This is a genomic window from Thiopseudomonas acetoxidans, assembly GCF_030362935.1.
Classification (GTDB): domain Bacteria; phylum Pseudomonadota; class Gammaproteobacteria; order Pseudomonadales; family Pseudomonadaceae; genus Thiopseudomonas; species Thiopseudomonas acetoxidans.
Genome location: NZ_JAUCDY010000007.1, coordinates 71,106 through 91,276, shown reverse-complemented (window position 1 = coordinate 91,276; position 20,171 = coordinate 71,106). Strand labels below are relative to the sequence as shown.

The window sequence follows — 20,171 nt, the reverse complement described above, 5'->3', positions numbered from 1 at the left end:
AGTGATTGATTTATATACGGCAGCAACACCGAATGGGCATAAGGCTTCTATTGCTTTAGAGGAGATGGCGCTTGAGTATCAATTACATGTGCTTTCCTTTGATAAAAAAGAACAAAAAGCACCGGAATTTTTAGCCATTAACCCAAATGGGCGGATTCCTGCGATCGTTGATCGTGATAATGGTGATTTTGCAGTGTTTGAATCCGGTGCGATTCTTTGGTATTTGGCTGAAAAATCAGGACGGTTTTTATCGACTGATGCCAAACAACGCTCTGTAACTATGCAATGGTTAATGTTTCAAATGGGCGGGATTGGGCCTATGCAGGGGCAGGCCAATGTTTTTTATCGCTATTTTCCAGAAAAAATCCCTGCTGCAATTGAGCGTTATCAAAATGAGACACGCCGTCTGTATGAGGTGCTCAACACACGTCTGACGCAGGCAGAGTATTTGGCGGGTGATTACAGCATTGCTGATATGGCGACTTACCCTTGGGTATCGGCATATGAGTGGGCTGGCGTTTCAGTTGCAGGCTTGGAGCATTTGCAGCGCTGGCTAGAGGTGGTTGGGCAAAGGCCAGCAGTACAAAAGGGTATGCAAACACCACACTCGCAACAACCCAAAGAAGACTCCATCGGTACAGCGCAATCGATGTTGGTGAAATAATGACTAAACTTGTTTCTGTATTGCTAGGTGTGGGCATGCTGCTTGTTGCACATGCCTTGCCTGCACAAGCTCTATTCGAGTCACTGCAAGCACTACCACCTTTGCAAAATGCCCGTGTCATTAACTCCTCGCAGCAGGAGGCTGTAGAAAAGATTTATCCGCTGGGTTCTGTGCGTCGTATTAGTGGTCGTTTGCGTTATACCGGTGAGGTGTTACTGCACGGGCAACAATCTGTTTTAACCGTACAGTTAGCATCAACACATACAGCAGGCGATGCCTTTATGGCCGCACGTGACTATTTAGAACAGCATGATGCGCAAATGCTATTTTGGTGTGAAGGAAAGGACTGCGGGCCAAGTAATCTGTGGGCTAATGCGGTATTTGATACCGCGCGCCTGTATGGGCCGGATGAACAGCAGAGTTATGCTGCTTTTATTCAACCTAAAGACGGTTCGCTGATCACTGTCTATGCGATTACGCGCGGTAATGGACGTTCCTTGTTACATTTTGAGCAGCTGGCTGCTGACTCAATGCCTAGTGATTTACGCCCAACTCCAGCTACGCTACTGCGTCAGTTGCGTGAGGGTGGAAAACTAATGCTGACTCATTTACCAGCCGAACCAGAACCGCAGTGGCTGGCCTTGCTCGTGCGTACACTCAATCAAAGCGCAGCTTTTAGAGTGGTTATTGGGGGCGAAAACGCAGCGCTTTGGTACGAAGAGTTGATAGCGGCTGGAGTAAAAGCCAATCGCGTAGAGCTTGATTCTGCTGAAAACTCAAAACTTTACTTGCAGCTTATTCAATAGCCAAGACTGCTGATGTGGCTAAAAAGGATTAACAAGTAAGCTGCATGCTTGGGTAAGAAACGAATGAATAACAAGGAACAACAATGATTAGCAGCGATCGTTTACTGACGCAGATTCTTTTGCTGGCTTTGATAGGCGCCTGCTTGTGGGTGTTAGCTCCTTTTATGTCGGCACTTTTTTGGGCGGCTGTGGTGGCTTTTGCTAGCTGGCCATTGATGCGCCTATTAACCGCTAAGCTTAATGGGAATATTGCCTTAGCGGCCGCCATACTCACGACAGGCTGGGTGCTGCTGGTGGCTATCCCTCTTTTCTGGATTGGTTTTAACATTGCCGATTACATCCGTGATGGGACGGAGATGATAAAAAATCTGCGTATCACGGGCATGCCGCCAGAGCCTGACTGGCTGCAAAATGTGCCTTTCTTTGGTGAGCGTCTACACGAAATGTGGATTACTTTAGATGAAGAAAGCCCAGTGCTGTTCTCTGCGGTAAAACCCTACATGGGGATGCTTGGTAACTGGCTGCTGGGGCGCAGTGCCAGTATTGCAGGCGGTATGCTGGAGCTCACGCTCAGTTTGTTTTTGGTGTTTTTCTTTTATCGAGATGGTGAGCGTTTAGCGCTGTTTGTGCGTGCACTGGTGCATAGATTGTTAGGCACACGTACTGATTATTATATAGAGCTGGTGGCAGGTACTGTACGCCGCGTGGTTAACGGTGTGATAGGTACGGCAACAGCCCAAGCAATAGTGGCATTTGTTGGTTTTTGGATTGCAGGTGTTCCCGGAGCTTTGTTGTTATCAGGTATGACCTTTATGCTGAGCCTCATACCCATGGGTCCGCCTTTGGTGTGGATACCGGCCGTCGCTTGGTTGTTTTTCCAAGAAAACTATACGATGGCTATTTTTATGGCTGTTTGGGGTTTTGTTGTTATTAGCAGTGTAGATAATATTTTAAAACCCTATTTGATTAGCCGTGGTGGGAACTTACCCCTAATTGTGGTTCTTATTGGTGTGTTTGGTGGACTTATTGCATTTGGTTTTATGGGCTTGTTTTTAGGCCCAACGTTGCTTGCAGTAGCCTATAGCTTGCTTAGTGAATGGATTTCAATCAGTGAGTCTAAGCATAACAAAACCAAAAATAGAACCCGTAAGGAGTAATATATGAAACTTAATAAAGTATTTGGTTTAGGGTTGATTTTAAGTGCTGTGCTATTAACAGGCTGCGCTGGAAAAACCTATGATCGTTCTGCCTGCAGTAATCAGATTGATGCGGCGTGGAAAGAGTTAAATTTTGCTGAAGCTGAAGGGTTTGCTGGCACGGTGAGTTATTCCAAAGCGCTGGCTTTACTGACCGCTGCAAAAACACAGCAGCAGTTTGAGAGATTTGCCAGCTGCAAACAAAAAGCTAAGCGTGCACGCTTTTACATCGCTGAATCACGCGCTGGGCGTTAATGGTTAACTGAGGTTTGCACTGTCGCACACCCGATGAAGTTAAACGAAATTTGTTTATACTCATAACGGAAAATAAAGGTTACAGGAGTTGGGGTGATGTTAAGACAGCTGGAAAATTGCCTGCACGCCGTTAATCAGGTGTTACTGGGTAAGGAGCATCAGGTGCGCATGGCTATGGCGTGTTTGCTGGCACGTGGGCACTTGTTGATTGAGGATCTGCCGGGGATGGGCAAAACAACTCTCAGTCATGCCTTAGCGCAGGTGCTGGGGCTCAGTTATCAGCGCGTGCAGTTCACCTCCGATTTATTGCCGGGGGATATTCTGGGTACTTCGGTGTTTGAGCGCAACACAGGGCAGTTTGTATTTCACCCGGGGCCAATTTTTACTCAGCTTTTGCTGGCCGACGAAATCAATCGGGCCACTCCTAAAAGCCAAAGTGCGTTGCTGGAAGCCATGGAAGAGCGGCAAGTTACCATCGAGGGTTCAACACGTCCTTTGCCTGAACCTTTTTTCGTGATTGCAACCCAAAACCCTATCTGTCAGAGCGGCACTTTCGCTTTGCCAGAATCTCAACTTGATCGTTTTTTAATGCGCCTGTCTTTGGGATACCCCAATGCCGAAGCGGAACGTGCATTGCTAACTCGCACCATTACTAAACGGCAAGCGGCTTCGTTAACCCAGCAAATAGAAAAAGATGAGCTGCTAAAAGCGCAAACTCAAGTCAGTGAAGTAAAGGTGAGTGACGCACTAGTGAGTTATATTCTGCGCTTGGTAGAAGCCACGCGCACCAATGCACAGTTTGTTTATGGTTTATCACCGCGTGGCGGACTGGCGTTATTATCAGCAGCTAAAGCCTGGGCGTTTTTGGCTGGGCGTGACTATGTCATTCCAGAGGATGTACAGAGTGTTTTACCACAGGTGGTGGCGCATCGTTTAGCCCATTCAGCCGCAGGAACTGGCGCTACAGACTCCACAGCAGTGCAATGGCTGCTCAATGAAGTGGCTGTATTCTAATGAGCGCTTGGCGTCATTGGCTGGCGGCTTGGTGGTCTCGACGTTTGCCGGCACAAACCCGAGTGAAGTTGGGGCAGAAGCATATATTTATCGTGCCCACCTTGGCCGGTTATGCATTCGCAGCAGCCTTGTTATTAATGTTGATGGTGGCGATTAATTATCAAAACAGTCTGGCTTATGCGCTAACGTTTTTGTTGGCCTCTGTGGGGCTGCTCAGCATTTTGCATACATGGCGTAACTTGGCAGGCTTACAACTGATAGGTTTGCCAGCAGAGGCCTGCTTTGTCGGCGAAAACGCTCGGTTCCCAATACGTCTGCAAGCCGATCGGCGCACATATCAGGCGATTGGACTGGGTTGGTCGCTGCAGAAAATGGTAATGACGGACGTGGCAAAAAATTCCGAGCAGCAGGTCGAGTTGAGCTTGCCCGCCAAACGTCGAGGCAAGCATAGCGCGGAGCGTATCCGTGTGGAAACACGCTTTCCGCTGGGTATTTGGGTTGCGTGGAGTCAGGTGGATTTAGCGCAAAGCGTGCTTGTTTACCCTAAACCTATAGAAGCGCCGTTGGAGTTAGCAGGTGTGGCAGTCGGTGAGGATGAGGTCGAGGGATTAGCTACGGCTGGACGTGGTGTAGATGATTATCAAGGACTGGAGGCCTGGCAGCAAGGCGATTCTTTGCGCCGAGTAAACTGGAAAGCTTGGTCGAAGGGGCAGGGTTTGTGGATTAAGCAGTTTGCTGAACTTAAAGGTGCACAGACGCAATTGAATTTTTCCGCGCTGGGCGGTGATGTTGAATACCGCCTGTCCGTACTCTGTGCACAGGTTCTTAAGCTGACCCAGCAAGAGACTCCCTTTAGTTTGCAACTGCTGGAACAAACCATCGGACCGGGCACAGGGGCTGCACATCAAGCAGAATGTTTAACCGCTTTGGCACTCTTTGCTGGGGCAGAGCATGGCTGAACATAAGATCAAACCCAGTATTCCACGCAATAGCCTAATTTGGCTATTGATTGCCCAAGTGTTGGTGATATTGCCTTTGTTGTGGCATGTCCCCTTGTGGATTATCGGCTTGTGGCTCGTCTGTGCTGCATGGCGCATACAGGTGTTTCGTATGCGTATGCAGTTTCCCAAGGCGATAGTAAAAGTAGCGATGATGGTTAGCGCTGCGTTTGCGGTGTATCTAAGCCGTGGCAGTCTCGTAGGATTAGATGCCGGGGTGGCGCTGCTGTTGACCGCCTTTGTGCTGAAGTTGGTTGAGCTGCGCAGTAAGCGTGATGCGCTGGTGCTGATCTATCTTGGGTTTTTTACGGTAGTTACCAGTTATTTGTTCGATGACAGCATTCTAGCTGCTGGTTATAGCCTGCTTTCTGTCACAGCGTTACTAGCGGCACTGGTTGGATTGCAGCAAACAGTCTTAACAGGACGACCGGGTAAAACAGTAACCCAGGCTGCTGCAATCTTGCTGCAAGCCATTCCCGTAGCGCTGCTGTTGTTTTTGTTTTTCCCGCGTTTAGATCCGCTTTGGGTTTTACCAACGCCAAAGGACAAAGGCGTTACCGGTATCTCGGATCATATGTCTCCGGGCGATATTGCTGAGCTTAGTCAGTCATCAGAGTTGGTTTTTCGTGCCAGCTTTACGGGTGAAATACCGACACAAAACCAGCTGTATTGGCGCGCACTGACCCTGCCGTACTTTGATGGCCGTACATGGCACATGCAAAACATGACCTCTGATTTGCTTGCGCCAGAGTGGCAAGCGCAAGGCGATATGTTGGAATACAGTGTGATTATGCAGCCTAGTTCGCGGACTTGGTTGTACAGCTTGGCGGTGAGTCAGACAGACCAAAAAGATATTCGGCTGATGAATGATTTTCGTTTGCAGCATAATACGCCCATACACCGCACTTATTTGTATCAGGCTCGGGCTTGGCCTGAAGCCCTGGCTGAGCCTAAGTTAAGCCCTGAAAAATACCGCTTCTATTTACAATTGCCGCATAAGGTTAATCCACAGGCGCGGGCATGGGCGCAACAATTACGCCAGCGTTATCCTGATGATGAGTCATTAGTGCGGGCTGTGTTACGTACCTTTAACCAAGAAGAATATTTTTATACCCTAAAACCGCCGCGCCTAGGCAAGCACAGTGTGGATGAGTTTTTATTTGCCACGCAAACAGGTTTTTGTGAGCACTATTCAAGCGCTATGACCTTTGTGTTGCGTGCAGCAGGTATTCCAGCGCGTGTGGTGACAGGCTATCAGGGCGGTGAAGTTAATCGCGCGGAAAACTATGTGCAGGTACGCCAGTATGATGCGCATTCGTGGGTTGAGTATTGGCGTTTGGGTTTTGGCTGGCACAGAGTTGACCCTACGTTTCAGGTGGCGCCAGAGCGTATCGAGCAAGGCTTGCAAGAAGCGTTGCGCGGCGAGAGTTTGAATACCGGACTGTTCTCGCCATTAAGTTATCGCCATATAAATTGGATTAATCAGCTAAGAATAAGCTGGGATACGCTTAATTACACGTGGCAGAAAAATGTTTTAGGCTATCAGGCAGAGCGCCAAAAAAACTGGCTTAAAGGTTTGCTAGGTGAAATAAGCTGGCAGCGTATAGGCGTGGGCTTGGTGATTACGATTGCGCTGTTGTTTGCCCTTATATCGCTATGGCTGTTTAAACCTTGGCAAACCAGACTAAGCGAAACTCAACGTCTGTTAAAACAGTTTGAGCGCTTACTGGCAAAGCGCCAATATAAACGCGAACCAGCGGAAGGCTTGCGTGCATTTCAGGCGCGTATTCAGGCAGACTTGTCGCCACCGCAACGGATGGCATTGGATGCCTTTGTGCATAGTTATGAGCAGAACGAATATGCCAATGTCCCCGTTCCCGCTGTGCAGTTGAAGCAGCAGTTACAGACGCTACGCCACAGCTTAGCGCGTCGATAGCATAGCGCAAATGCTTTAAGTTTTAGGGAACCTCTGAATAACGTTACCGAGGACGCTAACACAAGGCAAAAACGTGCGAAAAAGCGCAGTTTACACCGAGTAAATGAGCATTTTGAGTACGTTTTTAACGCAGTGGTAGCTACGCAGGTAGTTATTCAGAGGCTTCTTAGGTTTAAGCAAACGCTTGTTTTTGTACGCTTATCTGCCGCTCGATAATCTGACAAACCATCTCACAGAGTGCATAGGTTGACTCATCGGTTAGCTGATAAAACACATGAGTGCCCTGTGATTGACGGGTAATCAAGCCGTGTCGATTAAGGATGGATAGGTGGCGAGAGATGTTAGCTGAGCTGAAGTTGCAACGCTGAGCAATCTCCCCGACATTGTATTGCCCTTCACCCAGCAGACGCAAAATCTGCAGTCGAGTGGGATCTGACAGCGCTTTAAAGTAGGCCGCTATTTGTTCTAGGGCGTGTGGACTCATTTTTTCCATTGCAATTCTCAAGTTAAACAATGCTGTAGGTAAGATAGTTAGATACTTGCATAGTTGCAAGCTTAGTTACATAATAGTTAAGAATCTGTTTATATATTTCTTCGGAGAGTGTGCGGGTGAACAATAAACTAGCGATTATCTTAGCGTTCGCGGGTCTTGTCATAAGCGGTTGGGCATCGGCGCAGAGTTCTGCGGCGGTGCAAGTCAAGCGTGCATCTTGGGCCAGCAGTGCTGAGTATGAAGGACAGGTAGAAGCAGTCACTGATACCCGTGTTGCAGCGCAGGTGACCGGCAGAATTAAACAAGTACATGTCAAAGCTGGTGACACAGTCACAGCTGGGCAGCTGCTGATAGAGATTGATGCCAGCCAGGCACGTCAACAACAAGCTGCCGCACAAGCACAGGCCGATGCTGCCAGAGCACAGTTGCATGCGCTAACCCAAGAACTGGCACGGCAGAAAAAGCTCTTCGAACAAAACTATATTAGCCAAGGCGCGTTAGAGCGTATTGAAGCTGAGCAGCGTGCCACCGCCGCCCAACTTAAGGCGCACCAAGCACAGGTGCAGGCCGCACAAGTACAAAGCGACTTCTTTATTATTCGCGCGCCTTATGCTGGAGTGGTGATTGATGTGCCGGCCACGCAGGGTGATATGGCGATGCCGGGCATGCCGCTGCTGAGTTTGTTTGAACCTGCACAGTTAAGAGTGGGTGTGTCGGTGCCTGTGAATGCCTTGCCAGCGCAAAACCTCAGCTTGGAACAGATAAAAGTAAAGCACGGGCAAGAGGTGCTAGCAGTCAATAATTTACAGCGCCTGCCTACCGCGGATGCCAGTTCACAGAGCGTACGTTTGCGTTTAACCCTTACCAACGGCAATACCGGTTTAGTGCCGGGTCAGTCCGTTAAGGTTCAGTTGCAGCGCCCGCAGCTTGCCCAGCAGAGCAAATTATTTATCCCTGCCAAGGCGGTGGTTCGCCGCGCCGAGCTGACCGCGGTGTATGTCAAAAGCGCGCAAGAGGGTAAGCCCCTTTTGCGGCAGGTGCGTTTAGGCGCGCAAACGGGTGACGAGATCGAGGTGCTGAGCGGTTTAAGCGAAGGCGAGTGGGTGTATCTTGATCTTCATGTGTTGAGCAAGGAGTAAGCATGCGTCCCTTAGGTATTTCAGGCCGCATTGCCGCGGCATTTCAGGCAGCACAAATTACCCCGCTACTGGCTTTGCTGGCCTTGTTGATGGGCTTGTTCGCTATTTTGGTGACGCCACAGGAAGAAGAGCCACAAATTAACGTCACCATGGCCAACGTGATTATTCCGTTTCCGGGTGCGGCGGTGCGTGATGTCGAAAGCATGGTCACCAACCCAGCCGAGCAGGTGTTATCACAAATGGCAGGGGTTGAGCATGTGATGTCCGCCTCGCAGCCGGGAGTGTCGGTGATTACCGTGCAATTTGAAGTGGGCGTTACCCGCAATGATGCCTTGGTTAAGCTGCACGATACTCTGCGTTCTAACGAAAGTTGGTTACCGCGTGATTTGGGTGTTTTACCGCCGATCACGCGTCCCATGGGGATCGATGATGTACCCATTGTGACGGTGACGCTGTATCACACCAACCCTGATTTTGGCGCCTATGATCTGCAGCGCATTGCTCACAGTATTGAAGTGGAGCTTAAACGTGTACCAGGTACGCGAGAAGTGGACACCATCGGTGGGCCGGGGCGCGTGGTGCGGGTTGATTTAGAGCCTGAGCGTTTAAGTGCAGTGGGTTTAACCGTTAATGATTTGCGTCTAGCTTTGCAATCAGCCAACCTGGGCTTGCCCAGTGGTGAGCTAATCAGTGGTAACCAATCTATTCAAATTGAAGCAGGGCGTTTTTTAAACAATGCCCGCGAAGTGGCCGAGCTAGTGGTAGGTGTGCATCAGGACCGTGCCATTTTCCTCGGTGATGTGGCTGAGGTCAGTGAAGGGCCGTTGCCGCCGAGCAACTATGTACGTTTTGGCAGTGTTGGTGAGCAGGCGCAAGAGTTTCCTGCGGTGACGTTGACGGTAACAAAAAAACCGGGTGAAAACGCCATTGACGTCTCTGAAGCGGTAATGGCACGTGTGGCTGAATTACAAAACACCTTGATTCCTATGGATGTAGAGGTGGTAGAAACTCGTGACTATGGGGCCACTGCCAACGAAAAAGCTCGTCAGCTGATTCAAAAACTCATTTTTGCCACCCTGTCTGTTGTGGCGCTGGTGTTTTTTGTTTTGGGACGCCGTGAGGCGGCTATTTTAGGTGTGGCTGTAGGCTTAACCCTTGCGGCAACGCTGTTTGCCTCTTGGACATGGGGTTTTACCCTGAACCGAGTGTCGTTGTTTGCGCTAATTTTCTCGATTGGTATTTTGGTGGATGACGCCATTGTGGTGGTGGAAAATATTCACCGACATCAAAAGTTGTATCCTGATAAAACCCTGCTGCAAATTATTCCGCCAGCGGTGGATGAAGTGGGTGGCCCCACCATTCTAGCGACCTTTACCGTGATTGCTGCCTTGCTGCCGATGGCTTTTGTATCTGGCTTGATGGGACCTTATATGAGCCCGATTCCGATTAACGCCAGTATGGGGATGGTGTTGTCACTGGCGATTGCCTTTACGTTAACGCCTTGGTTGGCGCGGTTGTGGCTGAAAAAAGCCGTGCCTAGCAGCGCCGAGCAGACAACTGAAAAGCCAGCGAAATTGCCGGCATTCTTATCGCGCTTATTCCATGGCATTTTCGCCCCCTTCTTGGATACGAAGAAAGGCACGCGCAATCGCTTCTTTCTGGGTCTGGTGGTGATGGGGCTGATTGGTATTTCGATGGCGTTACCGGTAACCGGTTTGGTGCTGTTAAAAATGCTGCCCTTTGATAACAAATCCGAGTTTCAGGTGATTGTGGATATGCCGGCAGGTACGCCCTTGGAGCAGACCTCAGCGGTGCTCGGTGAGCTGGGTGCTTACCTGTCCACAGTGCCGGAAGTGGTGAATTATCAAAGCTATGCTGGCACCGCATCACCGATAAACTTTAACGGTTTGGTGCGTCAGTATTATTTGCGTAGTGGCAGTGAAAGCGGTGATTTGCAGGTCAACCTAGTGGATAAATCCGAGCGAAAAGAGCAAAGTCATGCGATTGCCACGCGCTTGCGCCCTGAGTTGCAGCGTATTGGTGAGGCTTTTGGCGCCAATGTCAAAGTGGTTGAAGTCCCCCCAGGCCCGCCGGTTCATGCGCCCATTGTGGCGGAAATCTACGGGCCAACGGCAGAAGGCCGGCGTGAGGTCGCAGAAGCAGTATTGGCGGCATTGGGTAATGTCGAGGGTGTTGTTGATCTGGATGACAGCGCAATTGCCGATGCCCCGCGCAAGCTGTTGATTATTGATCGCAGTAAGGCCAGTCAGCTGGGTGTGGCACAGGCGGATATTGTTGCTACGCTGCGCGCCGGTTTGCACGGTGAAAATGCAGCTTGGTTGCATGATGGCAGCAAGTATCCTGCTTCGGCTTATATCCAATTAAAGCCTGAGTTACACGGTGACTTGAATGCGCTGTTGCAGTTAAAAGTACGTAGCCGTAGCGGTGCGCTGATTGCCATTGAAGAGTTGGTGCAGATTACGGACACCTTGCGTGAGCAACCGATTTTCCATAAAGATCTGCTTCCCGTACACTTTGTCACTGCAGATATGGCCGGTAAGGTTGATAGCCCGTTGTATGGCATGTTCTGGTCACGCGCAGAAATTGGCGAAATTATCACCCCCGCGGGCACGCCGCTTGATGAGTACTTTATCAATCAGCCCAGCGACCCGTACCGTAACTACGCAATGAAGTGGGACGGGGAGTGGCAGATTACTTATGAAACCTTCCGCGATATGGGCGCTGCCTACGCGGTGGGCATCCTATTGATTTATCTGCTAGTGGTGGCGCACTTTTCCTCTTATTTAACGCCGTTAATTATTATGGCACCCATTCCGCTGACCATTATTGGTGTCATGCCAGGGCATGCCTTGCTGGGGCAACAATTTACGGCCACCAGCATGATTGGCATGATCGCGCTGGCAGGAATTATCGTGCGTAACTCCATTCTTTTGGTTGATTTTATTAATCTTGAGATCGCCAAAGGACGCACTATTGAACAAGCCGTGGTGGACTCCGCCATTATTCGTGCACAACCCATTTTGCTGACGGGTTTGGCGGCGATGTTGGGGGCGTTGTTTATTCTAGATGACCCTATCTTTAACGGCTTAGCCATTTCACTGATCTTTGGTGTGCTGGTGTCAACCTTGCTCACCTTAGTGGTGATTCCCTTGCTGTATTACGCAGCTTATCGCAACAAAATTGAACGCATTATTCCTCAAGGAGATACACAATGACTTCATGGCAACTTGTACGTGTGATTGCAGGTGTTTTTATCATGCTCACTTTGGCGCTGGGTGTGCCTTCCAGCCCAATTTTTGTGAATGAGTGGTTCTTAGCCTTCACACTTTTTGTGGGCGCCAATATTTTCCAGAGCGGACTGACTAAGTGGTGCTTGCTGGAAACCATTCTACGTAAAGTAGGTGTAAAACCGGGTTGTTAAGGTGCAAATGATGGCAGCTAAAAAACTACGCTTAATCGGCTTGGCGTTTGCCCTCTGTGCAGCTGCATGGCAGGGCACCGCCAGTGCAAAGCCGTTGGATTTGTTAAGCACATGGCAGCTCGCCGTGCAGCAAGATCCGCAGTACCGCGCCGATCAGGCGGCTGCAGAGGCAGGACGAACGCAAACACAGCAGGCGCGTAGTTTATGGCTGCCAACCATAGGTGCCAGCGGTACAGCGGGGCGCGGTGGTCATAAGAGTACCAGCCAAGGCGCTAACTTTTCAGCGCCGGGCATGGGTACGCATAATCAGGTGGAGTTTAACAACTCCATCACTGGGGGCGACTTGCGCGCCTATGAAATCGGTTTAAAACAACCCTTGCTAAGTCGTGAGCGCCTCGCGCAAAGCCGTCAGCTGCGTTTGGCCAGTGAGCTGTCGGATTTACAATGGCAGCATGCACAGCAGCAGCTGATTATAAAGGTGGTTGAGCGTTATTTTGATGTCTTAGTCGCCCGGCAAACCACCGAGTTGCTCGAGCAGCAATACACTCAGGCCAGCACTGCGCAGCAAGAAACTCAAGCGCGCTTTGAGGTGGGGGATCGTCCAGTGACGGACAGCTACGAAGCCAGCGCACAGGCTCGTACATTGGAGGCGCAATTGCTTGCAGCACGTATGCAGCAGCATTTGGCGGAAGCGGCCTTTACCGATTTAACCGGTATGACGCCAGGCAAGTTATTGAGTTTGCCACTGGCCGCACCGGTGCAGCACCCAGAATTGGCGTCTTTAAGTGACTGGCTAGCGGATGCGGTACAGCTTAATCCAGCGGTGTTGATGCAGGATAAAGGCGTGTACATTGCGCAAGAAGAGATTGCTAGCTATTCCAGCTGGCAAAGCCCAACACTGGATTTGGTGGGCCGTTTAAGCCATGAAAAGCTCGATGGTAGCGGCCGTTATGGCTCAGCCTTGAACAAGGCCGATGACTGGATGGTTGGCCTGCAGGTTAACGTGCCGATTTTCACCGGTGGTTATCGCAGCGCCAAGCGTAAAGAAGCGTTTTACAACCACGAGCAGCAGTTGGCGCAAGCGCAAAACGTACGTCAGCAGGTGCAGCAGCAAACCCGCGCTGCTTGGCATGCGGTGCAGGTCAGTGCACAGCAGGTTGATGCCTTGCAACAGGCACTGCAGGCAAGCCAGTTACGTGCCGAGTCCACCCGCCTAGGGCAGAAACTGGGTGATAAAACCACCCTTGAAGCCTTGGATGCTGACAACCAGCTCACCCGCGTGCAAATTGATTTACTCAACGCCAAGGTGGCCTTAATTGTGCATCAGCTGCAGTTGGCGGCTTTGGTTGGCGCGCTGGATGAGCAGCATTTGGTACAGGCCAATCAGTACCTGCAGTAGAGTCATTGGTGGGCACTTGTGCCCACACAGGCACCAGCCAAACCTCAACACGAATCATTTGAAAAGTATAGAGTTCATCCAGATTAAATTTGGAGGGCAATTGTGCCTATTACAGTATGGGGTTTAGCCATCGCGCAGGCGTTGCTAGGCACAGGAAATATCTTATTGGTCGCCGTGTCTGCCTTGATAGGTAAAGAGCTGGCGACCCATCCGGCGCAGATTACCTTGCCGATGGCGTTTCAGTTCTTGGGTGTGATTGCCGCCACCTTGCCTGCCGCACATATCATGCAACACTTGGGGCGTAAAGTAGGTTTTTTGTTGGGTAATAGCATCGGCTTGTTTGGGGCATGGGTGGCATTGCAGGGCTTGCATGCCAGTGATATTTGGTTGTTTGCCGTGGGCACTATGTTGATTGGGGTGGCGATTGGCACCAGTCAGCAATACCGTTTTGCTGCCTTGGACTGCGCTCCTAATCACCGTTCTCGCGCTATCAGTATGGTGATGGCTGGTGGCGTACTGGCGGCTATCTTGGGGCCTAACATAGCCGACTGGGCACAACACTGGTATTCCGGCAGTCCTTTTGTTGGCTCGTTTTATGGCTTAGCCGGTCTGTATGCGTTGGCGTTGGTATTAATTGCGCTCTTGCCTTTACCGCCGGCGAAAGCTCGCGATCACACACAAGTCCCGCGCAGTTACCGCACCTTGTTTCAGCAGCCGATCTTGATTGCCGCCATTGCGGCAGGTGCGATTGGATACGGCATCATGGTGCTACTTATGACCGCCACGCCTTTGGCGATGCAGCATGATGGCTTTCCTTTTCCGGATATCACCACGGTGATTCAGTGGCATGTGTTGGGTATGTTTGTCCCTTCGTTTTTTACTGGGCACTTGATCCGCCGTTTTAGTTCACGCACCGTTATTTTATGGGGCTGTGTGCTGCTGCTTATCTGTATTGTAATTCATATGCTGGGGCAGAGCTTTGCGCACTATTTGGCGGGACTGCTGTTACTGGGTGTGGGCTGGAACTTTACTTTTATTGGCGGCACGCACCTGTTGACCGACACCTATAAGCCGTCCGAGCAGGGCAAGGTGCAGGGGATTAATGAGTTTTTAGTTTTTACGGCTGCAGCGGTTGGCAGCCTGTTTGCCGGACAGGGAATACACGCGCTAGGCTGGCTGGGCCTTAATTTGGCGTCAATTCCCTTTGTTCTTGTGGTCGCTTGGGTGATTATGCATCTGCAAGACAGTCGTTCGCGGGAGAAAGAGCGCAAAGTGGTGGCCGATTAAACTCGGTGCAAGCCATCAAGCATCTAGCTTGGCGGGAATGTTTTGGCATTTGTGAGTGCTGCTGCTAGTATTGTATCTCTATTTTCCGCCTAAAAATATCATGAAATTTGTTTTACTTATCTCCTCAGCACCGCAGTCGCCGGCCACGCGGCGAGCACTGCGCTTTGCTCAAGCGCTGCTTGGGTCTGGGCACAGCCTTGAGCGTGTGTTTTTCTATCAAGAAGCCGTGCACATAGCGTCCAAGCTGTTGGTGTATCCGCAAGATGAGCCCAATATTGCCCAGCAATGGCAAACCTTTATTCAGCAACACCAACTTGACGCTGTGGTGTGCATCGCTGCCGCTTTGCGTCGCGGCGTAGTGGATGAAGGTGAGGCGAAACGCTATCAATTACAGGCGAGTAATTTAGCGCAAGGTTATACGCTTTCAGGTTTAGGTCAGTTGCATGAGGCTATTCAGCAGACCGAACGCATGGTGCACTTCAGGGGGTAGGCATGAGCGTTCCAGTCTTATTGATTAGCCGCAGCAGCCCTTGGTCAGGTTTGGTAGCGCGGGAAGCCTTGGATATTGCCTTGTCGGGCGGTGCTTTTGAACTGCCGATGAGCATGCTGTGGCTCGATGAAGGGGTTTGGCAGTTGGTGGGTGAGCAGCAACCGCAACAACTTGAACAAAAAAATTTACAAGCCCAGCTGGGAGCTTTACCACTGTTTGGCGTGGAAAAACTTTATGTGGCGCAACACAGTCTTGAGCAGCGCGGCTTAACTGAAGCCGACTTGGTGCTGGAGGTGTCAGTGGTGGATGCAGTGCAAATCGCACAACTTATTAGGCAACATCAACAGGTACTCAGCATCTAATGGCTAGTTTACATATTGTTAATTATTTAGCTGACGTGCAGACGTGTCAGGCGCTTATCGCGGATACGGATGCCTTGCTGCTGTGCGGCGATGCTGTTTATGCGTTGCGTCAGCCCTTGGGTTTAACACCTAGGCTGTATGCGCTAGCCGAGGATGTCCAAGCGCGTGGGCTTGAGTCTTTTAATCAGGCAAAGAGTGTGGATTACCCAGAGTTTGTCGCCCTGTGTGCCAGCTATACCAAGGTGGTGGCATGGTAAAGTCGTTACAAGTAGCCGGAAGACTCATTGAGTTAGATGAAGACCTTTGTTTAGTTAGGCTGGCTGATTGGGATGAGCAGGTCGCACAAGCTTTGGCGGAGCAGGAGGGTATCGAGCTGCAAGCCGAGCACTGGCTAGTTCTCTATGCGTTGCGCGACTTTTACCAAGAATTTGATTTATCACCGCCTAATCGCGCACTCGTTAAATATCTAGCGCAGCGTCTTGGTAAAGAGGTGGGCAATAGCCTGCACCTAAACAGCCTATTTAAGGGCACACCAGCTAAATTGGCTGCCCGTTTGGCGGGTTTACCTAAGCCAGCCAACTGTTTTTAGTTTTTAAGCAACCTCTGAATAACGTTACCGAGGACGCTAACACAAGGCAAAAACGTGCGAAAAAGCGCAGTTTACACCGAGTAAATGAGCATTTTGAGTACGTTTTTAACGCAGTGGTAGCTACGCAGGTAGTTATTCAGAGGCTTCTTAAGCAACTACTCAATAAGAGAATTCTAGAGCGGTGCGCTGGTGCGCTGCGCTTAAATAATAAGGAAAATTAATGACTCAGCATGAACATCCATTTGCGACCTACATTCGAATTTTAGGCAAGGGCCAAAAAGGATCTCGAGGCTTAACTCGAGCAGAAGCTTATACCGCTATGGGGATGCTGCTGGATGGCAAGATAGAAGACACTCAGCTGGGCGCTTTTCTAATGCTGCTGCGCTTTAAAGAAGAAACCGCCGAAGAGTTGGCTGGTTTTGCCCAAGCGGTGCAGAAACGCGTGCAAGCACCCAAAATTCAAGTGGATTTGGACTGGCCCAGCTATGCTGGTAAAAAGCGTCAACTGCCTTGGTATTTATTAGCGATTAAAGCTCTAGCACAATCAGGTGTACGGGTTTTTATTCATGGCGGCGGGCAGCATACCGATGGTCGGCTGTATACCGAAGACTTGCTGGAAACCTTGGGCATTCCCCATTGCAATAGTTGGTACGAGGTCAGTCAGGCGCTGGATAAACAGAATGTGGCTTATATGGGGTTGGGGCAGTGGATGCCGCGCTTGCAACGCTGTATTGAGCTGCGTAACACCCTAGGTTTGCGCTCACCAGTACACTCATTGGCCCGCTTGCTTAATCCCTTGCAAGCGCACTGTGTTTTACAAGGTATTTTTCATCCGAACTACCAGCCAATCCAACAGCAAGCCAACGTCTTGTTGGGGCAGCGTTCTTTAGTGATTAAAGGTGATGGGGGAGAGATTGAAGTACGCCCCGACGCAACTGGCACCCTAATGGGTGCAACTGATGGGCAGGCATGGGATGAAGAGTGGCCTGCGCAGATTGCACGCCAAGTCAAAGCGCCAACCTTAGAGCCGCAGCGTTTGTTAGCGCTTTGGCAAGGACAAGACAATGACATCTATGGGGAGCAAGCCATTATCGCCACCATCGCTTTGGGCCTGCGTGGCTTAGGGCAAAAGCGTGATGAAGCTTTTGCGCAGGCACAAAAGATTTGGCAAGCAAGGTAGCTCTAACTTTCTTGCCTAATACTGACTGCGAGAATATCGCAAGGCGCACGGGATAACAGATCGCTGGTGGTTGAACCAAACAGCAGTGCTAATCCGTGTCGTCCGTGACTGCCAACCACAATCAGATCGCAGTTTTCTTCTTCTGCTAACTGGTGAATTTCCTGTCGTGCTTGCCCATGACGTACAAAGCAGTGCTCAGTGTCCAGTTGCGAATACTGACTCTGCAATTCCCCAAGCCTTGTTTGCGCTTGTTCATTTTGCTGCTCTTGTAGCAAACTCAAATCCATCGGCACATCGCCACCAAAGGCCATGGACAGAGGCTCAATCACATGAATGAGTGATATTTTGCTGTTAAAACTTGATTGCAGTTCTATTGCTTTGCGTAATACGCAGTGACAATCTTCGCTCATGTCTGTAGCGACCAAAATATGCTGGTAAGCCATACTGGAATCTCCGTTGATCTTCTTTACCTGTTTATAGTCTTTGCGCAGCCCGATGTAAAGCATGCTTGGCGGATCTGTTTATTTTTTTGTGAGCGAAAATAAAGCCTCATTAAAATGCTTGAAAATCAACAGACTGGTTTTGGCTTTGACTATCGATAGTATAAAAACACGTATGAGTAATTGACAAAGACCGAAAATTCCGAGAATGTGTAGTTATAAATCAAACGAGCGTATGAAATGCTTGTTGGTTAAAATAAATTGGCTGGATTACATGCTGTAGGGCAGTCAGTTTTCATAATAATAGTGGAGAACAGTTGATGATTTACGCAGGCGTAGCCATCACGGTGAATACCCTAGAAGATGGCATTGTCGAATTTAAGTTCGACCTAGAGGGTGAATCCGTAAACAAATTTAATCGACTTACATTGACCGAGTTTCGTGCTGCCGTAGACGCTGTGCGTGCAGATACAAACATCAAGGCGGTAGTCGTCACTAGTGGTAAAGACACCTTTATTGTCGGTGCAGATATCACCGAATTTGTCGAAAACTTCCAGCTTCCAGAAGATGAGCTCATTGCCGCCAATTTAGAAATCAATCAGATTTTTAATGATTTTGAAGATTTGGCTGTTCCTACAGTGGTTGCTATTAATGGTATCGCTTTGGGTGGTGGTTTTGAGCTGTGCATGGCGGCCGATTACCGAGTAATGTCGGAAAAAGCCAAGGTTGGCTTACCCGAAGTGAAGTTAGGTATTTACCCGGGTTTTGGCGGCACAGTGCGTTTACCACGCTTGATAGGTGCTGATAACGCCATTGAGTGGATTGCTGCCGGTAAAGAAGCGCGTCCTGATGAAGCCCTGAAAGTAGGTGCAGTCGATGTGGTGGTGCCAGCGGATAAACTGTTGGATGCAGCGCTTGATTTAGCCAAGCGTGCGATATCAGGCGAACTGGATTATGAAGCCAAACGTCAGCCGAAACTGGAAAAACTCAAGCTCAACCCAATTGAGCAGATGATGTGCTTTGAAAGTGCCAAAGGTTATGTGGCAGGTAAAGCAGGCCCGCACTATCCGGCACCGGTCGATGCAATTAAAACCATGCAAAAAGCCGCTAACCATGGCCGCGATAAAGCCTTGGCAATCGAAGCGGCTGGCTTTGTTAAACTAGCCAAGACTACTGTAGCCAGTAGCTTGATTGGATTGTTTTTAAATGACCAAGCACTCAAGCGTAAAGCCAAAGGCTACGAGAAAGCTGCTAAACCAGTGAATATGGCAGCAGTGTTAGGTGCAGGCATCATGGGTGGCGGTATTGCCTACCAGTCGGCGCTCAAAGGCACACCTATTTTAATGAAGGATATTCGTGAAGAGGGCATTCAGCTTGGTCTAGATGAAGCAGCTAAGCTGTTAGTAAAACGCTTAGAGCGCAAACGCATTGAGCCCCTTGAGATGGCTAAGGTGCTAAATGCTATTCGCCCAACGACTTCTTACGGTGACTTTGGCACTGTAGATATTGTCGTCGAAGCCGTAGTAGAAAACCCCAAGGTCAAGCAAGCCGTTTTAGCTGAAGTGGAAGAACAGGTCGGGGAAAGTACTATCTTAGCGTCCAACACCTCAACCATTTCCATTAACCATCTGGCTAAAGCCCTAAAGCGTCCGCAAAACTTTGTCGGTATGCACTTCTTCAACCCAGTACACATGATGCCACTAGTGGAAGTGATACGTGGTGAGCACAGTTCTGACGAGGCAGTGGCCACCACTGTGGCTTACGCACAGAAAATGGGTAAGAACCCTATTGTGGTCAACGACTGCCCAGGCTTCTTGGTTAACCGTGTGCTGTTCCCTTACTTTGGTGGCTTTGCCAAGTTGATTAGTGCTGGGGTGGATTTCACCCGTATTGATAAAATCATGGAGCGATTTGGCTGGCCCATGGGACCGGCGTATTTAATGGACGTGGTGGGGATTGATACCGCGCACCATGCCCGTGATGTGATGGCTGAAGGCTTCCCGGATCGCATGAAGGAAGACGCGCAAACCGCCGTGGATGCGCTGTATAAAGCCGAGCGTTTAGGCCAGAAAAATGGCAAGGGCTTCTATGCCTATGAAACCGACAAGCGCGGCAAACCGAAGAAAGTCGTGGATGAGTCCATTGCCAGTGTGCTGGCGCCGATTGTACGTGAACAGCGCGAGCTAACCGACGAGGACATTATCAACTGGATGATGATCCCGCTGTGTCTAGAAACCGTACGTTGTTTGGAAGATGGCATCGTGGAAACCGCAGCCGAAGCAGATATGGGCTTGATTTACGGCATTGGTTTCCCACCGTTCCGTGGTGGCGCACTGCGCTATATCGACACTATGGGTGTGGCGGAATTTGTTGCCTTAGCCGATAGCTATGCCGAGTTGGGCGCGCTGTACCAGCCGACTGACAAGCTGCGCGAGATGGCTAAAATCGGTCAATCTTTTTTCGGTTAATAGCCAACACGTT

Annotated in this window: 20 protein-coding genes; 18 read left to right on the top strand and 2 right to left on the bottom strand. The window is 49.9% G+C overall.

Going from position 1 to position 20,171, the window contains the following annotated elements; all coding sequences use genetic code 11:
* Position 1: 1 nt before the first annotated feature.
* The 7 genes from QEZ41_RS07445 to QEZ41_RS07415 all read left to right on the top strand — a co-directional run bounded on the left by QEZ41_RS07445 (position 2) and on the right by QEZ41_RS07415 (position 6,869).
* Positions 2-664: a glutathione S-transferase family protein gene (locus tag QEZ41_RS07445; protein ID WP_289410769.1), complete on the top strand. Its 663-nt coding sequence runs from the start codon at positions 2-4 to the stop codon at positions 662-664.
* A complete protein-coding gene (locus tag QEZ41_RS07440) occupies positions 664-1,470 on the top strand; it encodes a DUF4892 domain-containing protein (RefSeq protein ID WP_289410768.1) in 807 nt (268 codons plus the stop codon). Before QEZ41_RS07445 ends, QEZ41_RS07440 begins: the two co-directional genes overlap by 1 nt.
* 83 nt (positions 1,471-1,553) lie before the next feature.
* Positions 1,554-2,627, top strand: a complete 1,074-nt coding sequence (locus QEZ41_RS07435; protein WP_289410767.1) for an AI-2E family transporter — start codon at positions 1,554-1,556, stop codon at positions 2,625-2,627.
* 3 nt (positions 2,628-2,630) lie between these two features.
* A complete protein-coding gene (locus tag QEZ41_RS07430) occupies positions 2,631-2,921 on the top strand; it encodes a hypothetical protein (protein ID WP_289410766.1) in 291 nt (96 codons plus the stop codon).
* Positions 2,922-3,017: 96 nt separating this feature from the next.
* Positions 3,018-3,935: an AAA family ATPase gene (locus tag QEZ41_RS07425; protein ID WP_289410765.1), complete on the top strand. Its 918-nt coding sequence runs from the start codon at positions 3,018-3,020 to the stop codon at positions 3,933-3,935.
* Positions 3,935-4,894: a DUF58 domain-containing protein gene (locus QEZ41_RS07420; RefSeq protein WP_289410764.1), complete on the top strand. Its 960-nt coding sequence runs from the start codon at positions 3,935-3,937 to the stop codon at positions 4,892-4,894. Before QEZ41_RS07425 ends, QEZ41_RS07420 begins: the two co-directional genes overlap by 1 nt.
* On the top strand, positions 4,887-6,869 hold the full coding sequence (locus QEZ41_RS07415; protein ID WP_289410763.1) for a transglutaminase TgpA family protein: 1,983 nt from the start codon (positions 4,887-4,889) through the stop codon (positions 6,867-6,869). The genes QEZ41_RS07420 and QEZ41_RS07415 overlap by 8 nt, the downstream gene beginning before the upstream one ends.
* Before the next feature lie 172 nt (positions 6,870-7,041).
* Here the strand turns inward: QEZ41_RS07415 and QEZ41_RS07410 are convergent, their stop codons facing one another.
* Positions 7,042-7,353: an ArsR/SmtB family transcription factor gene (locus QEZ41_RS07410; protein ID WP_289410762.1), complete on the bottom strand. Its 312-nt coding sequence runs from the start codon at positions 7,351-7,353 to the stop codon at positions 7,042-7,044.
* A gap of 125 nt (positions 7,354-7,478) precedes the next feature.
* Here QEZ41_RS07410 and QEZ41_RS07405 point away from each other — a divergent pair, with 125 nt between their 5' ends.
* From QEZ41_RS07405 to QEZ41_RS07360, 10 genes are all read left to right on the top strand, one after another.
* Complete coding sequence (locus tag QEZ41_RS07405; protein WP_289410761.1) at positions 7,479-8,501, top strand: efflux RND transporter periplasmic adaptor subunit; 1,023 nt, start codon at positions 7,479-7,481, stop codon at positions 8,499-8,501.
* Positions 8,502-8,503: 2 nt separating this feature from the next.
* On the top strand, positions 8,504-11,737 hold the full coding sequence (locus QEZ41_RS07400) for an efflux RND transporter permease subunit (RefSeq protein WP_289410760.1): 3,234 nt from the start codon (positions 8,504-8,506) through the stop codon (positions 11,735-11,737).
* Positions 11,734-11,943, top strand: coding sequence for a YgaP family membrane protein (locus QEZ41_RS07395; RefSeq protein WP_289410759.1), 210 nt, complete (start codon positions 11,734-11,736; stop codon positions 11,941-11,943). The genes QEZ41_RS07400 and QEZ41_RS07395 overlap by 4 nt, the downstream gene beginning before the upstream one ends.
* 10 nt (positions 11,944-11,953) lie before the next feature.
* Positions 11,954-13,342 carry a TolC family outer membrane protein gene (locus QEZ41_RS07390; protein WP_289410758.1) on the top strand — a complete coding sequence of 463 codons (1,389 nt, stop codon included), beginning with the start codon at positions 11,954-11,956 and terminating at the stop codon, positions 13,340-13,342.
* A 102-nt stretch (positions 13,343-13,444) separates the two neighbouring features.
* Positions 13,445-14,629 carry an MFS transporter gene (locus QEZ41_RS07385; RefSeq protein ID WP_289410757.1) on the top strand — a complete coding sequence of 395 codons (1,185 nt, stop codon included), beginning with the start codon at positions 13,445-13,447 and terminating at the stop codon, positions 14,627-14,629.
* Between the two features lie 100 nt (positions 14,630-14,729).
* A complete protein-coding gene (gene tusD, locus QEZ41_RS07380; RefSeq protein WP_289410756.1) occupies positions 14,730-15,119 on the top strand; it encodes a sulfurtransferase complex subunit TusD in 390 nt (129 codons plus the stop codon).
* Positions 15,120-15,121: 2 nt separating this feature from the next.
* Positions 15,122-15,481: a sulfurtransferase complex subunit TusC gene (tusC, locus tag QEZ41_RS07375; RefSeq protein ID WP_289410755.1), complete on the top strand. Its 360-nt coding sequence runs from the start codon at positions 15,122-15,124 to the stop codon at positions 15,479-15,481.
* The gene (gene tusB, locus QEZ41_RS07370) at positions 15,481-15,738 is read left to right on the top strand and encodes a sulfurtransferase complex subunit TusB (protein ID WP_289410754.1); all 258 of its coding nucleotides are present in this window, start codon (positions 15,481-15,483) and stop codon (positions 15,736-15,738) included. Before tusC ends, tusB begins: the two co-directional genes overlap by 1 nt.
* Positions 15,732-16,070 (top strand): TusE/DsrC/DsvC family sulfur relay protein, encoded by a 339-nt coding sequence (locus QEZ41_RS07365; protein ID WP_289410753.1) that lies wholly within the window; start codon positions 15,732-15,734, stop codon positions 16,068-16,070. Before tusB ends, QEZ41_RS07365 begins: the two co-directional genes overlap by 7 nt.
* A 220-nt stretch (positions 16,071-16,290) precedes the next feature.
* Positions 16,291-17,250 carry a glycosyl transferase family protein gene (locus QEZ41_RS07360; protein ID WP_289410752.1) on the top strand — a complete coding sequence of 320 codons (960 nt, stop codon included), beginning with the start codon at positions 16,291-16,293 and terminating at the stop codon, positions 17,248-17,250.
* 2 nt (positions 17,251-17,252) lie between these two features.
* Here the strand turns inward: QEZ41_RS07360 and QEZ41_RS07355 are convergent, their stop codons facing one another.
* The gene (locus tag QEZ41_RS07355; RefSeq protein WP_289410751.1) at positions 17,253-17,693 is read right to left on the bottom strand and encodes a universal stress protein; all 441 of its coding nucleotides are present in this window, start codon (positions 17,691-17,693) and stop codon (positions 17,253-17,255) included.
* Positions 17,694-18,010: 317 nt separating this feature from the next.
* Here QEZ41_RS07355 and fadB point away from each other — a divergent pair, with 317 nt between their 5' ends.
* Positions 18,011-20,158 (top strand): fatty acid oxidation complex subunit alpha FadB, encoded by a 2,148-nt coding sequence (gene fadB, locus QEZ41_RS07350; protein ID WP_289410750.1) that lies wholly within the window; start codon positions 18,011-18,013, stop codon positions 20,156-20,158.
* Positions 20,159-20,171 lie beyond the last annotated feature (13 nt).

Bases quoted from the DNA above. Each gene is read 5' to 3' on its own strand.
- QEZ41_RS07400 (WP_289410760.1), top strand. From the start codon at position 8,504: ATGCGTCCCTTAGGTATTTCAGGCCGCATTGCCGCGGCATTTCAGGCA.
- QEZ41_RS07390 (WP_289410758.1), top strand. From the start codon at position 11,954: ATGGCAGCTAAAAAACTACGCTTAATCGGCTTGGCGTTTGCCCTCTGT.
- QEZ41_RS07440 (WP_289410768.1), top strand. From the start codon at position 664: ATGACTAAACTTGTTTCTGTATTGCTAGGTGTGGGCATGCTGCTTGTT.
- QEZ41_RS07395 (WP_289410759.1), top strand. From the start codon at position 11,734: ATGACTTCATGGCAACTTGTACGTGTGATTGCAGGTGTTTTTATCATG.
- tusB (WP_289410754.1), top strand. From the start codon at position 15,481: ATGGCTAGTTTACATATTGTTAATTATTTAGCTGACGTGCAGACGTGT.
- QEZ41_RS07360 (WP_289410752.1), top strand. From the start codon at position 16,291: ATGACTCAGCATGAACATCCATTTGCGACCTACATTCGAATTTTAGGC.
- QEZ41_RS07430 (WP_289410766.1), top strand. From the start codon at position 2,631: ATGAAACTTAATAAAGTATTTGGTTTAGGGTTGATTTTAAGTGCTGTG.
- tusC (WP_289410755.1), top strand. From the start codon at position 15,122: ATGAGCGTTCCAGTCTTATTGATTAGCCGCAGCAGCCCTTGGTCAGGT.
- fadB (WP_289410750.1), top strand. From the start codon at position 18,011: ATGATTTACGCAGGCGTAGCCATCACGGTGAATACCCTAGAAGATGGC.
- QEZ41_RS07410 (WP_289410762.1), bottom strand. From the start codon at position 7,353: ATGAGTCCACACGCCCTAGAACAAATAGCGGCCTACTTTAAAGCGCTG.
- QEZ41_RS07355 (WP_289410751.1), bottom strand. From the start codon at position 17,693: ATGGCTTACCAGCATATTTTGGTCGCTACAGACATGAGCGAAGATTGT.
- tusD (WP_289410756.1), top strand. From the start codon at position 14,730: ATGAAATTTGTTTTACTTATCTCCTCAGCACCGCAGTCGCCGGCCACG.
- QEZ41_RS07420 (WP_289410764.1), top strand. From the start codon at position 3,935: ATGAGCGCTTGGCGTCATTGGCTGGCGGCTTGGTGGTCTCGACGTTTG.
- QEZ41_RS07365 (WP_289410753.1), top strand. From the start codon at position 15,732: ATGGTAAAGTCGTTACAAGTAGCCGGAAGACTCATTGAGTTAGATGAA.
- QEZ41_RS07415 (WP_289410763.1), top strand. From the start codon at position 4,887: ATGGCTGAACATAAGATCAAACCCAGTATTCCACGCAATAGCCTAATT.
- QEZ41_RS07435 (WP_289410767.1), top strand. From the start codon at position 1,554: ATGATTAGCAGCGATCGTTTACTGACGCAGATTCTTTTGCTGGCTTTG.
- QEZ41_RS07425 (WP_289410765.1), top strand. From the start codon at position 3,018: ATGTTAAGACAGCTGGAAAATTGCCTGCACGCCGTTAATCAGGTGTTA.